Origin of the sequence: Kiloniella sp. (genome assembly GCF_048270245.1) — a bacterium.
Lineage (GTDB): Bacteria > Pseudomonadota > Alphaproteobacteria > Kiloniellales > Kiloniellaceae > Kiloniella.
Map to the genome: position 1 here is coordinate 115,838 of NZ_JBLWTH010000005.1, position 15,178 is coordinate 131,015.

The window sequence follows — 15,178 nt, forward strand, 5'->3', positions numbered from 1 at the left end:
GTGAAAATTAAAAAGGCTGGCCATTATTAATCAAAATAGACGCACGCCAAGGAACAGATCCGCCACCACGGTGAGAATGCGCAACCAAACCAAAGGGATCGTCATCAGTCCCTTTATTTTCCCAGGTAATCACAGCATACCCATAGGAATCATTGTGAATGGTTACATAACCAGTATCACCAGCAGCAATCTCGGTATTAGAGTTTTCAAAGTTATAATACAGATCAGGGTTTAACGCAGTTCCATGCTCATCATAGAACACAATATTTACCTTCAAATCATGTTCAGTAATGTTACTCACCCATAAGCTGGTCGCAGATTCCCCTGTTGCCATCCAATGCGACGATACCGCTTTACCGTTACCGGCCACAACAGCAGTTGATAAGAAAACTCCAAACAAAGCAACGATTAACATTTTAAGTGTTGTCATAGAATAACTCCTGTTTCGAACAACGATCACCAAACAGGAAGATTATATGTGTCATAAAGCAATCATTCACTTCATCACGGATGTTTCTATGAGAGATCTTAGGCCTACAGAGGTCCAAAGAAACAGGCTTTTGGTTTGGCGAAATTTTCCTCTTCATTTTTCTTACTTTATATTTGGAAAGATAAACACATAATCTCTAGATTATTGTTACTTTATCTCTGCATAATTCTTCTCATAAAATAATATTTTCAGGAGACCATTTTGAGAACTATTTTAACAACTGTGTTTTGTTGCTTTTTGTTTATCTATAACTCTCCACATTCAATTGCTCAAACCTTACCAGGTGCAGACACAAGAACAAAAAATGTTACTCGAGATTTCCCCCAATTTATCACAACAAAAGTAAACTCTATTTCTGAATCTACGACGAGAGAAGGTCTTACAAAATTAGGATTCCGAAGGACGCCTCAAAATGAGTATCCACTCCAGTTAAAAAAATCACAGGAATTAATGAGTCTGAGTTTATATAGTTCTGACTTACAGCAATACGTAACTGCTTTTGTTGTCTTTAATTTGGGTGTTTTACACAGAGTAGAAATTCATGCTGGTACTGCTGATAAAGATCTTCATCACAATTTAAAGGAATTAAGTATAGAATCCCATCTTGATCGTTTGGCTAAGGCATATGCAGGACCAACATATATAAAAAGAAATGAATCCCAAACTGAGATGATTAGCAGATTGTTTGAGAAGCCTTACAATGAAATTAAAGAAGATTTATTTGATTTTTCTCATAGAGTTGACGGTTACTACTTTATCTCTATGCAACATCGCCTTAAGGCTTTTGTGAAATAATTAAAAATAATGCTATGATAACTCTCTAATATTATCACATGCCCAATAAATCCCTCCCCATAGCGTACTTACTCTGTCTGTTCACTGGTGTCTTCGGTGGGCATCGGTGGTATTTGGGGTATAAGAAAAGTGCTTTGGCGATGAGTGTGGTTGGTGGCTTGTTCATCTACTTTATAGCTGAACTAATAGTTTATGTTCCTTCAGAACAACTATATATCGTTAGCGTACAAATTTTCACTAATCCTATTGGCATGATGGAGACGGTATTAAGTTCGAGGCATACACAAGCGTTAAAATTATTATTTATAGGCACTGTAATCTTCATATGGATAACCCCGCTGTTTCTCACATTCGACCTCTTCTGGCTCTACTTTAAACTCAAAAAACAGCCCAACACTCTCACACAACAACAGGTTGAAGCGTTCGATTAGGCACAACCCTGGCATACATACGGATTGAACATTAGATTTCGTGAGCAATAGGGGGCGACATGACAAAAATTTTGCTATCTGTTTTTCTGCTATCTACGTTTACTGTTACAGCTTCTGCAGAGAAGCTTACGAAAGAAATATTAGAAAAAGTCTTTACCTCTTACGCAATGATAATTCAGGCGCAACAAATAAACAAAAGATGTAATTATTTATCAAGTGAAGAGACAAAAAATTTTAACACTGATATTTCAGTAATTACTAAAGGTCTGGAGTTGGAAATACCGCGTTCAACAATCTATATTGTATTAAAAAGAGATGTAGAAATTTCTTACTATTTAGAAGAAATAGCTTCAACAGTTGCCAATAAGGTTGAGACTCATAACTCTTACAAATGCTCAAACAAAATGCTCGAAACTCTCAAAATTGCTAAAGAAAATGCGAGAGTGTGGAGCCAAACTGTACTAAAAACATGGAATAATGATACAACAGGCTAATCAATCACCCCCCCGGCTCATAATCCGAGATAGCCACCTCCATATCGCCGTAGTCATCCTCTGACCACTTGGCTATATCCTCGGCAAAGGTCAGTGCAAGTGCATCTGCTACGTCTGGCGAATGCAATCCCCGCTTCTTCATGTCTTCCTTGCGCTCAAGCTGTAGTCTGTTCTTGGCATCAAAGCCGTATTCAATGGCTGTCAGATCTGTTTCAAGCTCCTGATCATCAGCGGGGATATCGCCACCCTTGAGCCAGTCGCGCATCTTGCCCCACATTTCAGCGCGTTTGTTCATGTAAGTCTTCTGGTCCTGCGCTCTGGCTCCTGCATTCACATCAATGCAGTCATGACCCAATTGCTTTAGGCGATCGACAACGCCGCCACCAACGCCCACACCATCAACAAGCACACCGTCTGGACGATATTGGCGTATGGCCTCAACCACATGTCCGACCAGTGTCATCGTATCCACCCGGTACTTTTTGATTTCCAGTACCTTGCGCCCCTGCCGTATCAAAATCACCGATTGGTCATCGCCAAACCGGGCAACATCCACACCAATGACAAGGGGATCTTGTGGTTGCGCCGAAAGCTGGCGATTTCGGGCCGCTTTAACAATCGCACCACTGATAAACTGCGTTGATCCAGCTCTAGGGAACACACCGCGCACACGCACACGAACAAAGTCACTGTCTTCGCCGTAATCCTCGACCCATTGCTGCATCAGGTTCTGGTTGGTTCCATCCACTGAACGGCTATCAATTTGTCTGGTTTTCCAACGATGGCGTAACCGATTAAAACATTCAAAAAAGCGCCCCGAGTTTCTGGTTGGATTGCCAAAGACAAAGCGCATGGGCTCACCGTCGGTCAGACCGCCATCGGAAACCTCCCAGATTTTATCCGGCACGGCTGATGCTTCATCGAACAGATAAAAGGGCGTTGAGTTCGCGGCGTGCAATCCGGCAAAACTTTCAGAATTTTCTTCGCGACAGGTCTGCGCGTCACACCGCCAGCTTTCGGGGTGACGTTTATGGACCAGCGCCATATTGCCTTTGCTTGCGCTATAGTTAAACCAATGACCGGTCAGACAGCGTTTGTGCCACTTCCCCAACTCGGCCCAGGTTTTTGTACGCAGCTGATCGCTTGTATTCGACGTCACAACCCCTTTAGCAAAGGGCCGCGTTGACATAATAAAGAGAATAAGCCACGCCGACATCGCTGATTTGCCAATACCATGCCCAGATGCCGTCGCCATATCCATTGGAGCAACGGGGTGAAGACCATCAAATCCGCGTTCTGTGATTTGCACGCCCAGATCTTCCAGATAGGTCAACTGCCAGTCGCGCGGGCCTTTAAAGTCGGCCAATTCGCCCTGTCCCCAATCAAAGGCCCACAGAACAAAGCCAAGCGGATTTGCATAGAACTGCGCGCAATCTTCGGCAAGATCCAGATCAACCCCATGGGTCATAAGATACCTCTATAATCAGATAGGAAAAATGGTGACCAGAAGACGAGAAAACTTACTTATTCTTTAGGCGTTTGCGTCCGCGCATCAGACGATCAACCAGTTCATTTTCAATCGACATTTCAACCTTTTCCTTAAAGGCCTGAACCGATACATGCCGCCCGATAATCTCTAACGCCTTTCCCGCCCCGGTATGCTGGAATTTGTACTCCCCATCGGCATCCGCGACCGGGCTACGCTGCATACAACGTTCAAACAGCTCCACCGCCCCTTTCAGAACGTAATCAGCATCGACCTGTAAGCGCTGGGAACGCGCGGCCTTCGCATGTTCAATGGCATCTAGCACCAAAGGATTTTTCAACGTTCGGCTGGCGCTCTGCTTAATTGATTTAGGGCTATAGCCTGCCCGAAGTGCAGCTTGCGTGGCGTTTAAATCCACCAGATATTCTTCGACAAACCTCTTTTGTCGCTCGCTCAACGGCTGCTTTAGATCCGGATCACTCATTTTTCCTCCCCCAGATATAAAACAGAAATGGGGAAAGGATATCTACTTATCCAAGGCAAAAATCACGCCCACTTCCCCGCCCTTATTTTATAATCAACAGGCAAGCCGAACAATTCATCAGGAACTTTGAGAAGAAATTCATTTAGAGGGAAAAACCAAATCCAGTCCTCAACAAACACATTTTTTCAAAAGAGAGGCTTTATCCCACGCCCTTCTTTACTGTAAAAGCATAGTAGAGCTGAGTGACGGTAAAGGGTTTTAGATTGTCCACCATTATTATTACGGAAAAAACCTCGCAAAAGCGCGATGTTCAAGCGGCAATCGGCAGTAAATACGGGCAAATCCTGCCAGCAGAAGGACACCTGTTAAGCCTGCAAGAACCACAACAAATTCAAAGCAGTTGGGGACGCTGGTCATTTGACTTGCTCAAACCTGATGATTTCTACCCAACCTGTCCAGCTCCTGATGCATCACCTTCAGCAAAAAGCAAGCTTGAGGCAATCGCCAAGGCCCTAAAAACCGCAGAACGTGTCATCATCGCGACCGACTGTGACCGCGAGGGACAGCTTATTGGTGAAGAGATTTTACGGCACTATAAATTTTCAGGTCAGGTTCAGCGTGCCATGTTCACCGCGCAGGATGAAAAGACCCTGCGACAAGCGTTCGAGAATCTGGAACCCAATGATAAATATCATAATCTGGGCCAAGCAGCAGTTGTACGTCAGCAAGCGGATCAGGTTTATAACCTATCCCTAACCCGTGCTGCCACGGTCGCCCTCAAACAACCCGGACAATACGGCGCAATCGGTATTGGCCGTGTAAAGACGCCGACCATGGCAATTGTCTGTATGCGCGAATTGGAAATTCTGGATTTCACGCCGCAGGATTATTACCACCTTGTTGCAACGGCCAAGGCTGAAAGTGGCGAACTAGACCTTCGTCACGCCCCCAAAGACCGTATACTAAACCCGGAAAAGGCAGAACAGCTCCGCGCTGCTGTCGAAGGCTTTGAAGGTCCGCTGAAAACAGAAAAGAAAATCAAGAAAACAAAGCCACCGCGCCTTCTTGACCTGCCAGAATTACAAAAGATATGCGCCCGCCGTTGGGGGTGGAGCGCCGACAAAACACTGAACATTGCCCAGGAACTCTACGACGGGGAAGGCAAGAAGATCCAGACCTACCCCCGTGCTGAATCCCGGTATCTGGCAGAAAACCAGATAGAAGACATCGGCGAAATCATTCAGGGATTAACCAAGCTTCCGCAATATCAAGGAATTGACTTGTCATCCCCCGAAGTGCGCAAAGGAAAATCCGGTCACTTTTCTGATGCAGGTTTAAAGGGCGTATCCCACCACGCGATTGTTCCGAATAAAAACACCATGGATCGTGTAGAAGTCATCTATGCACGCCTGACCCAGGACGAACAACGCATGTTCGATCTGGTAGCCAGTTCTTATCTCGCGATCCTGATGCCTGATTACGTCTATGAATCAACCAGTGTGTCTATGGACGTTCCCGTAACCCTGCCTGATGAAGACACCGGTCAAGAAAAAGAGAACATTCTCGATTTCAAGGTGACAGGCAACATTCCAAAAGAACAGGGCTGGAAAGCCGTTTATACCGATGTCATGGAAAAAAAGGAAGATCACGCCGGGGAACTTCCCCCCATTCAGAACGGCGACATTGCTGTTCTATCCCCTGTGATAACCGATACCAAGAAAACCAAAGCACCTCCGCGGTATAACGAAGGAACTCTGATTGATGCCATGCAGAATGCCTGGCGTTTTGTTGAAAACAAGGATCTGAAAGAACGCCTAAAAGAAGCCAAGGGTATCGGCACCCCGGCCACGCGCGCAGCCGTGATTACAGGTCTGAAACTACAAAACTTCCTTGCCCAAAGCGGAAAACACATCGTTCCAACGGACGCAGGCTTGACCCTATACAAAACCCTGAAAGCAGCAGCCCCGGAACTGGTTGATCCCGGTGTTACCGCCATGTGGGAAATGAACATGGACGACGTGCTCGAAGGGAAACAGACGGCACGACAGGTTTGGGACGATATTGGGAATGATACAGAACGCCTTATCAGCATCCTCAAAACCAGTGCTGCAACCGCGCCAAAGATCAATACAGGTGTGGCCATGCCCAAAAATGCCGGCAAGGGCAAACCAACGGATAAAATGAAGGAAACGGCAAAGTCCGTTGCCCAGAACAAGGGGGTAAAACTCCCCAAGGGCTATACATCAGACTTTAATGTCTGTCGTGAATTTCTGGATGAACATCTTGGTGGTAAAGGGCCAAGCCCGGAAAAAGTCCTCGCAAACCTTGAAAAACAACTCTCTGACGGCATGATCAAAGGGCTAGGGGCAAAAGCAGCAAAGCAATTGGTCGAAAGCTTTGGGGTCGATACGCTAAAGGTGATCGTGGAAACACCGGAAAAGCTTGCAACAGAAACATCCCTGCCAAAGGGAAAAATCAAGCTATTGGAAGACTGGTCCGAAGATAGGAAGACACATTCTGAAATTACCACCTTCCTACACAACCATAGTGTTGACCCCGCAAGATCCTACCGTCTTTTTGATGCTTACGGGCAAGACACAATCGCGAAATTAAAAGACAATCCCTATTGTATCGTCCGCGATATAAAGGGTGTCCCCTTTGAAGTACCCGATTGCATTGCACATCGACTTGGACTGGAAGCGCACGGTCTGGAACGTGCTGGCGCGGCATTGTATTACGCGCTCCTACAGGCCGCTGATGCACGCGAAAAAAGCAATCTACTGGCGCTATTGAATAAACGTTTGGATATTCCGACAGACATACTAGAACAAGCTCTGACGACAGAGCTAGAAGCCAAACATATACACGCCTACAAAGAAAAAGATGCGACTGGAAGCACTCAAGAATTCCTGATTTTGAAACAGGACTGGCAAACAAATTCAAAAATCAAAAAACGGTTGAATGTGCTGTCCGAAGGGACTGTTCCCTGGGGTGAAATTGATACGCAAAAGGCAATTGATTGGGTTATCAATCGTGACAAAATTGATCTGTCGGAACATCAAAAAGCTGCTGTTGCTAAATTACTAAAAAACAAATTATCCACCCTCAAAGGCGTTGCCGGAACCGGTAAAGATGATGTTATCAAAGCCTTTGCCAAAATCGTCAGCGCAAAAAACATATCATCATTGATCGCCGTTCCGTCCTCTACTCAGACAAAGAAGACCAGCGCGGCACTGGACGAAGATACAGTCTCGATTGTCAAACTTCTGGAATATAATTCCAAGACAAAAACCTTTAAACGCAACGCACGAAAACAATTGGATTGCCAGCTTTTGATTATTGATCAAGCTGACTTGTTAGATCGATCAACAACCCTTGCTGTGCTGGATGCCCTCCCCGAAAACTCAGGTCTGGTATTGATGCGAAGCAGCACAGCAAATGCTTTTCCCGGTTCGGGCCGCGTACTGGATAAACTGCTCGATCTTGGTGACAACAATACTCTCTTACTTGATCAACTATCTACCCAAGACCAGAATAATAAACGCGCAGGAAATTTGCTTAGTTTAAATAACAATCAGGGTTTTGATTGTACCTCAGATACACAAAACCCAGGAACATTCTATTATATTGAATCTGAAAATGAGCAAGATACACAACGTAAACTGGCCGAAGTCATTAAAAACCGCTTACCCAAAAGCTTTAAATACAATTCCATAAAAGACATTCAGGTCATCAGCATGGCAAAGGGAATGCTTGCCCCTCAGAACCTGATACCTCAACTGCAAAGCTTGCTTAACGACGGGCACACAGGTTTAACCCTGCAAAAATTTGGCACCCAATATAAAATCGGTGACAAAGTCATACTGTTACAAAACGATCCAGACCGGGATTTGATGACAGGCGACATTGGCTTTATCAAAGATATTACCCGGGACGAAATACCACAACCAGATGACCGTATATCCTATATGGACGATGGTCGTGTAAGCCTAGAATTCAATGGTAAAACTCACGATTTTGCCTTTGGTGAATTGGATCACCTGAATCTGGCTTATGCCCTACCCGTCAATAAATCTCAGGATAATCTTTCTGTCGCGACAGTTCTGTTACTTCCGCTGACAGGTCCAGATGACCTAAATACAAATCCGGGTAACGAGAATGATCCGGGCTTTAGAAACAATCTGCTACAAAGCCTCTCTTCCGCAAACGAACGGGTTATTCTGATCGGTAAAAAAATTGGGGAACAATAAAACGTAATACGAAACACTCCGTTACCCCTGAACACACTCGCACGGAATCACCTCAAAAACATCCTAAGAAATACGTAGATGCTCAGGCATTTTCCCAGCCAACCTCATTGATTTCAATTGTACTGTATACATCTCTATCGCATGGATATAGCGTAATCTACTGCTCTTCTGTTAGGATATTAATAAGAAACGCACCTAATTCCGATCATAGGTTGCGTATTAATGAATTAGAAATCCCTAGATTGTATTATTCCTAGTATAACGAAGATCACGCTATCACTGGGCTGACAGAAATCAGCCATCAAGGGGATAATCGGGGAACCTTAATGGAAGCAGGTGGTAAGAAGTCAGACCCAAAAAAAGTGCGTCTCCATCACCTGTTATTCATCGGGTTCACCCTAATCTCGACTGTACCTGTTTTCTTTCTTGCCGCTTGGACACAGAAATCGGCCATTGAAAATGAATATACCGCAATAGAAGATAAGCATCTATTATTAGCAAAAAACCTAACGGGTACATTAGATCGTTTCGCCAAGGATGCAGAACAAATTTTCCGTGTTTCAACCCATTATCTTCAGACCGATAAACCAACAGAACAAATAGCCGCCCTAATGAAGATCGTTCGCTTCAATCATCTTCACATAACGGACAAAACCGGACGAATTTTCAGCATTGAATCAGATTGGCAAGGGCAAGAACCAATAAAAAACAACACTCAAATTTCACACAAATTGCTATCGAAATTATCCCTCGACATTGAACAGGCAAAATTATTACCTGACCACGTTTTCTTTTCCCCTGCGCTTCATAACTCCCACGGTAAACCAACAATATACCTCATTAAATTCACCCCTGATGGCTCTCTTGTTATTGGGGCGCTAGAAACAGATTATATTGTTGATATGGGGCAAAACATTTCTTTTGGTAAGTTAGGGCACGCAACGATTGTTGATCATAAAGGTCATGTTCTATCCCACCCCAATTCTACATGGCGGAACGAAATAAAAGACATATCCCACATCAAACCTGTATCCCTAATGATGGCGGCGCAAACTGGGGTCACCACGTTTTATTCGCCAGCTATAGAGACTGACATGATCGCGGGGTTTACTTTTCTACCCAAAATTGGGTGGGGCGTTATGATTCCCCAACCTCTATCAGAATTAGAAGAACGCGCCAGCGGTGTCAGAACGGCTGTTATCATTATTACCCTTCTCGGCATATTAACGGCTGCCCTGATTAGTTGGTGGCTAGCACGTTATCTTTCCATGCCCATGCAGGCCGTGGTCTATGCCGCCGGCGATGTTGCAAAGGGTAAACTAAACGCAAGAATACCAACCTTTAGGTCCTTCATCCTCAAAGAAGCCAATGATCTTGTCCTTTCTTTCAACTCGATGGTCAATGAGCTGGAAAAAGTTGAACGCCGCCTTCGGACAAGTGAAGAGAGATTCAAAGAATTTGCATCAACAGCATCAGATTGGCTGTGGGAGACAGATGAAAAGGGGCGCATCGTTTGGGAATCAGCCAGTAAGAAACAAGGTTACAGAGGTAGAAAATTCATCGAAATCCAAGGGATGACCCGCCAGGAACTGGCAGGGGATGTTATGAAGAAAAAAGATTGGGCAGATTACCAAAAAGCCTTGGACAAACAGGAAGAAATTAAAGACTTCCATTATAAATACCCCGATGAAAACGGACAAATATACCACGCTCTGATTAATGGAATTCCCCTCTATGATGACGAAGGCAACTACAAAGGACACAGAGGTTCAGCATCGGACATCACAAAACGCACCAAAGCAGAACACGAGCTAAAAAAAGCCCGCGATGAAGCAGAAAAAGCCAACAAATCCAAGTCCGATTTCTTGGCGAATATGAGCCACGATCTACGAACACCTTTGACTGCTATTATCGGTTTCAGCGATATTATGCGGCACAAAACCTTTGGTAAATTAGGTCACCCCAGATACGATGAATATGTCCGGGATATTCATAATAGCGGAACTCTCTTAATCGGCCTCATCAATGATATACTCGACCTCTCAAAAATAGAGGCGGGCAAATACGAACTGACCAACGAACCTCTGCAAATAGATGAATTAATTGGTTTATCATTTCGGCAGTTGGAACTAATGGCCGAAAGTTCCCATCAGTCTCTCAAGATGGAAATCCCATCAACCCTTCCCCATTTAAAAGGGGATAAGCGCGCCATTATTCAGATTTTAAACAACCTGATATCCAACGCGATCAAATATTCGCCAAAACAGGGAACTATTGCTGTCAACGCCACGACTAACGAAAACAACGGGATTGAAATATCAGTCAAAGATTCCGGAATCGGAATGTCTGAACAAGATTTAGAGTGTGCAATGAACGCTTTTGAACAAACCGATCGCTTGCACCCCAGAAAACATGAAGGAACTGGGCTTGGCCTTTTCCTCTGCCACAGCTTTATGAAACTTTTGGGTGGGAAGTTGAAAATTGAGAGCAAAGTTACTGTTGGAACCAAAGTAACCCTAACCTTCCCTGCATCCCGAACAATTATAGCACAACAAGAAAAAAGTCCCTGACATAAGAATTTTACAAATAAAAATGCACCAACTCTGACAATATAAAACAAAAAACACAGGAAACCACAGCATGGAAGAGCAAATTAAAATATTGCTCCTAGAGGACGAACAAGAAGAAAATAAGCAGGTGAAAAGCTATCTTGAGCAGGCTTTTCATAATAATTACCGTTACGACAAAGTCACCAGCTTAATCGCGGGGACCGAAAAAATCAGGCTGCAAAATTACGATCTTGTACTGCTGGATTACAAATCAACAGGCCCAGATGGGATCGATTTTGTTCACCACATTATAAATGATCTTAAGATTATGGTTCCCGTAATCTTTCTTTCTGAAGAAAATAGTCGTGAAGCTGATCTAAAGGCCATGGAGGCAGGCGCCCAGGATTTTCTGTTGAAAGAAGAATTAACGCCTTATTCTTTTGAAATGGCCGTTCGTTATTCGTTAAAGCACAAAAAAGCAGAAGAACACATACAATACCTTGCCTATCACGATGCTCTTACAGGATTACCTAACAAAAATTTACTACTTGATCGCCTAGAGCGAACCTTGATCAGATTTTCGCGCACTCAACGTCACAGCGTTTTGCTATTTCTCGATCTGGATAGCTTTAAAATAATCAATGACTCTCTTGGGCATACTGTTGGCGATGACCTATTAATCGAAGTATCCAAAAGACTTAGCTCTGTATTAAACGAAACAGATTCAGTCGCCCGGCCTGGGGGGGATGAGTTCATCATTCTTCTTCCCGAGATTTCGAAAGAAAAAGAAGAAGCAGCGTTAAAAGCGCAACAGATTGCAGATAACATCATAAACACTTTGCGACTTCCCATTGAACTGGGGGATCATCAATTACACATCGGTATATCAATTGGTGCAACGCTGTTTTCCGGGAAAGATACAACCTGTGCCGACACGGTTTTAAAACATGCTGACACAGCGATGTACGAAGCAAAATCGTCTGGACGCAACACTATCAGTTTTTTCCAGGAAGAAATGGAAAAATCAGTAAAATATAAGCTGGCGCTAGAAAATGACCTGCGTAAAGCTATCCCGAAAAATGAATTTGAACTCTATTACCAACCACAGGTTTGCGTTAACTCAGGCGCTGTTATTGGTGCAGAGGCTCTTGTTAGATGGATGCACCCGGAAAAAGGGTTGATCTCCCCACTTGATTTTATTCCATCCGCAGAACAAAGCGGGCTTATCCATCCTCTTGGGGCTTTAATTTTCAAAATGGCCTGTGAACAAATTCATAGCTTTGCGGGCATTCCACGAATTTCGGTTAACATCAGCGCCAAGCAATTTCATGCACCAAACTTTGTTGAAACGATTGAACAAATCACCAAAGAAACCAAGGTCAGCCCGAAACAGCTAGAATTAGAGTTAACCGAAAGCACTATGTTGGCCGATATCGAAGAAACCGCCGTAAAAATGCGTGAATTGAAAGAGATGGGGTTTTCTTTTGCACTGGATGATTTTGGAACGGGTTATTCATCCCTAACTTACCTAAAACGCTTACCATTTGACGTTCTAAAGATTGATCGTTCTTTTATAGCAAACATCATGGACGACCCAGAGCACGCGGGCATAGCAACAGCCGTAATTTATCTTGGCAAAGCATTGAACTTGCACATTGTTGGTGAAGGCGTAGAAACAAAAGATCATCTGGAGTTCCTAAGGCGTCAAGGGGCCCATTCTGCGCAAGGTTATTATATAAGCCGCCCTGTTCCCGCAGATGAATTTATCGCCTGGGTGAAGCAACGACAGACTGCATAGATTTACAAAATTTCTTTATGTTCAGAAAATTGCATCGTCCGTGTGATGATGCGATGATCACGCGCTTTCAAAATACCTTTTCCTCCCCAATTATTACTCAGAGCATAAAATGATAATTCCCAACCTTATGGTCACAGACATAGAAGCATCCCTTAATTTTTATAGAGAGATTTTAGGGATGGAACTTGTCGTTCTCGTCTCCCCACAAAGGGATGTTGCCTTCGAAGGCAATGGTGCAGGTGCAGCCTTTGCAACATTAGAATGGAAAGCTCAAAATCCTGACGGAAACTCCAAAAACCAACCTGGTGGTCAAATTATGTTACAAACGGCCCAAAGCCTGTCAGATGAACTCCCCTCCTTTAGTGCAAAGAGTTCGCCAACCCCATCTGGGACGATTTATTTCCGCGGGTTAGATCCTGAAGTAATTCTTAAAAAAGCCTCTCGGGACATTGTTATCAAAGGCCCTTTGCAACAATGGTATGGGATGCACGAACTCTACTTGAAAGACCCGGATGGTTATATAATCTGTGTCGGTGTACCCGCCGGGGAAGCCCCTCAATAATACCTACTATAAAAATACCTATTATAAAAATAAAGGAACTTGAAAAATGATCACAATGGACAAACCCGTGCTCTTTATACTCAAGATGCCTTTTGAAGATCGAGAAATCCCTTCACCCAATAATAACAGCTGGTTTTGTACTCACTGTGCAATGATCGAGGGTGCGCTTGCGATCAATCCACATTGGGGTAACCATGTCGAAATCAAACGCATTTCTCATGCGAAACCAAGAAAAGAAATCATTCAATACTTAGGCAAAGAAAATCAATGGCTACCAGTGCTCATTCTAAATGAGCGGGAAAGTATAATTGATCCGATAGAAATCACAGCATATCTGGCAAAAAACTTTGGCGGAGCGTCCCCTCACCCATAGCTTATAAAGATAACCAGTATTGACGCCCCTTTTCGCACATGGCATACATTTCTTGGCTTTTCTTAAGCCTCCATGTTCGCGGAAAGGGCTGCGCCCAAAAATAAGTTTATGATTTATATAAACGATTTCCTAACCTGAATGGCGGACACAGGTTTTTAGACAGAGGATAATCGTATGAATACTCAGCCTGAATTTGACTTGACGTCGCCACAACTTCCCCGAACGATGTTCCATGGCTCTATCAACTACGAGCAACAAAAAAAGCGAGCAAAAGAGCTTTTAAAGGCTGTCAAAAAGCATGACCAAAAGGCACTAGACAAGATAGAACGCTATCACCCCCGCGCATCAAAGATAACAGCAGATATAAACAACGCTATCCTTGCTGATTGCCAACTTTGTATCGCACGTGAAAATGGTTTTGCATCATGGCAAAAACTCAAAACCCACTGTGATCAGCTTCGAATTAAACAAGCCCAGATACGTTCAGGACATACCCCAAATCTGGATGACGCAACCACCCTACATATTCGCTGTGGCTCAGACATCAAACATAGCTTAAAGGTGGCTGGATTTACAGGCGAGTTTCACGAATTTAACGATCCCTTTTGTCAAGGCCCGATCCCTAAGGGAAGTACAGCGACACTCAGAAAGAAACGGTCAGAGTTTATCTCTTCCTCTTACGGCATTCCGTTGAATGAGGTCACGGCAAACCAAGCAATTGCCTACGACAAGCTGGATCAACTTTGGGATTATGATCGTGTTGTTTTATGGTTCGAACACGATAGTTATGATCAACTCATTCTTGCTTTTTTACTCGACCATCTATCGTCACTTATCACGCGCCCAAAATTAGAACTAATCTGCATAGATAGCGTCCCAGGCGTTCCCGATTTCGTCGGTCTTGGCCAACTTGCCCCGGAATTACTGATATGGCTGTGGGAAAATCAACGTACGCCCATAACCGACGATCAACTTTTATTGGGTGAAAGAATTTGGAATGCACTAAAACAGGAAACTCCTGATAAGTTGGAAACAATCATTACAGAAGGTACCCCCATCCTTCCCTTAATGAAAAACGCCCTAAAGCGGCATCTAAAAGAATTACCATCGCCCCATAATGGGCTTGGTCTCACACACGAACTGACACTGCGTATTCTTGCAGACAAAGGCCAGATAAAAGGCAAAAACCTATTTTCAATATTAATGAAGGAATATGAGCCTCTCCCCTATCTGGGCGATCTTATGTACTGGTACGAACTAAGCCAGTTAGTGAAATGCAAAATCCCCCTAATTCAATATGAGACAACACAAGCCCCTCAGCCTTGGCCTGAACGATTAATTAGTATTACCGATACCGGCAAAAGGCTATTATCGGGCGCCCTGGATTATCAGGATCTTACATCCTCATCTCGCTGGGTCGGGGGAATAAAGGTTACCTAGAATTAATCACTCATACCCCAGATAAA

12 protein-coding genes are annotated in these 15,178 nt (G+C 44.0%); 9 read left to right on the top strand and 3 right to left on the bottom strand.

Features of this window, described 5'->3' with window-relative positions:
* Positions 1 to 7: 7 nt before the first annotated feature.
* Positions 8 to 430, bottom strand: a complete 423-nt coding sequence (locus ACN0W5_RS12825) for a hypothetical protein (protein WP_417454483.1) — start codon at positions 428 to 430, stop codon at positions 8 to 10.
* Positions 431 to 691: 261 nt separating this feature from the next.
* Between ACN0W5_RS12825 and ACN0W5_RS12830 the strand changes: the two genes are divergently transcribed.
* The 3 genes from ACN0W5_RS12830 to ACN0W5_RS12840 are packed head-to-tail and all read left to right on the top strand — an operon-like array spanning position 692 to position 2,210.
* On the top strand, positions 692 to 1,285 hold the full coding sequence (locus ACN0W5_RS12830; RefSeq protein WP_417454484.1) for a hypothetical protein: 594 nt from the start codon (positions 692 to 694) through the stop codon (positions 1,283 to 1,285).
* Between the two features lie 38 nt (positions 1,286 to 1,323).
* Positions 1,324 to 1,716 (top strand): NINE protein, encoded by a 393-nt coding sequence (locus tag ACN0W5_RS12835; protein WP_417454485.1) that lies wholly within the window; start codon positions 1,324 to 1,326, stop codon positions 1,714 to 1,716.
* A gap of 59 nt (positions 1,717 to 1,775) precedes the next feature.
* The gene (locus ACN0W5_RS12840) at positions 1,776 to 2,210 is read left to right on the top strand and encodes a hypothetical protein (protein ID WP_417454486.1); all 435 of its coding nucleotides are present in this window, start codon (positions 1,776 to 1,778) and stop codon (positions 2,208 to 2,210) included.
* A gap of 4 nt (positions 2,211 to 2,214) precedes the next feature.
* Here ACN0W5_RS12840 and ACN0W5_RS12845 read toward each other — a convergent pair whose 3' ends face one another.
* Both ACN0W5_RS12845 and ACN0W5_RS12850 read right to left on the bottom strand, forming a co-directional pair.
* On the bottom strand, positions 2,215 to 3,678 hold the full coding sequence (locus ACN0W5_RS12845; RefSeq protein ID WP_417454487.1) for a terminase: 1,464 nt from the start codon (positions 3,676 to 3,678) through the stop codon (positions 2,215 to 2,217).
* Between the two features lie 52 nt (positions 3,679 to 3,730).
* Positions 3,731 to 4,180, bottom strand: a complete 450-nt coding sequence (locus ACN0W5_RS12850) for a terminase small subunit (protein WP_417454488.1) — start codon at positions 4,178 to 4,180, stop codon at positions 3,731 to 3,733.
* Positions 4,181 to 4,443: 263 nt separating this feature from the next.
* Between ACN0W5_RS12850 and ACN0W5_RS12855 the strand changes: the two genes are divergently transcribed.
* The 6 genes from ACN0W5_RS12855 to ACN0W5_RS12880 all read left to right on the top strand — a co-directional run bounded on the left by ACN0W5_RS12855 (position 4,444) and on the right by ACN0W5_RS12880 (position 15,152).
* The gene (locus ACN0W5_RS12855) at positions 4,444 to 8,430 is read left to right on the top strand and encodes a DNA topoisomerase (RefSeq protein WP_417454489.1); all 3,987 of its coding nucleotides are present in this window, start codon (positions 4,444 to 4,446) and stop codon (positions 8,428 to 8,430) included.
* 326 nt (positions 8,431 to 8,756) lie between these two features.
* Positions 8,757 to 11,000 (top strand): ATP-binding protein, encoded by a 2,244-nt coding sequence (locus ACN0W5_RS12860; RefSeq protein ID WP_417454490.1) that lies wholly within the window; start codon positions 8,757 to 8,759, stop codon positions 10,998 to 11,000.
* 70 nt (positions 11,001 to 11,070) lie between these two features.
* Positions 11,071 to 12,777 carry an EAL domain-containing protein gene (locus ACN0W5_RS12865; protein WP_417454491.1) on the top strand — a complete coding sequence of 569 codons (1,707 nt, stop codon included), beginning with the start codon at positions 11,071 to 11,073 and terminating at the stop codon, positions 12,775 to 12,777.
* 109 nt (positions 12,778 to 12,886) lie between these two features.
* Positions 12,887 to 13,339, top strand: a complete 453-nt coding sequence (locus ACN0W5_RS12870) for a VOC family protein (RefSeq protein WP_417454492.1) — start codon at positions 12,887 to 12,889, stop codon at positions 13,337 to 13,339.
* A 46-nt stretch (positions 13,340 to 13,385) separates the two neighbouring features.
* Positions 13,386 to 13,712, top strand: coding sequence for a DUF3088 family protein (locus tag ACN0W5_RS12875; protein ID WP_417454493.1), 327 nt, complete (start codon positions 13,386 to 13,388; stop codon positions 13,710 to 13,712).
* A 174-nt stretch (positions 13,713 to 13,886) separates the two neighbouring features.
* Positions 13,887 to 15,152: a DUF1835 domain-containing protein gene (locus tag ACN0W5_RS12880; RefSeq protein ID WP_417454494.1), complete on the top strand. Its 1,266-nt coding sequence runs from the start codon at positions 13,887 to 13,889 to the stop codon at positions 15,150 to 15,152.
* The last annotated feature ends 26 nt before the right edge of the window (positions 15,153 to 15,178 follow it).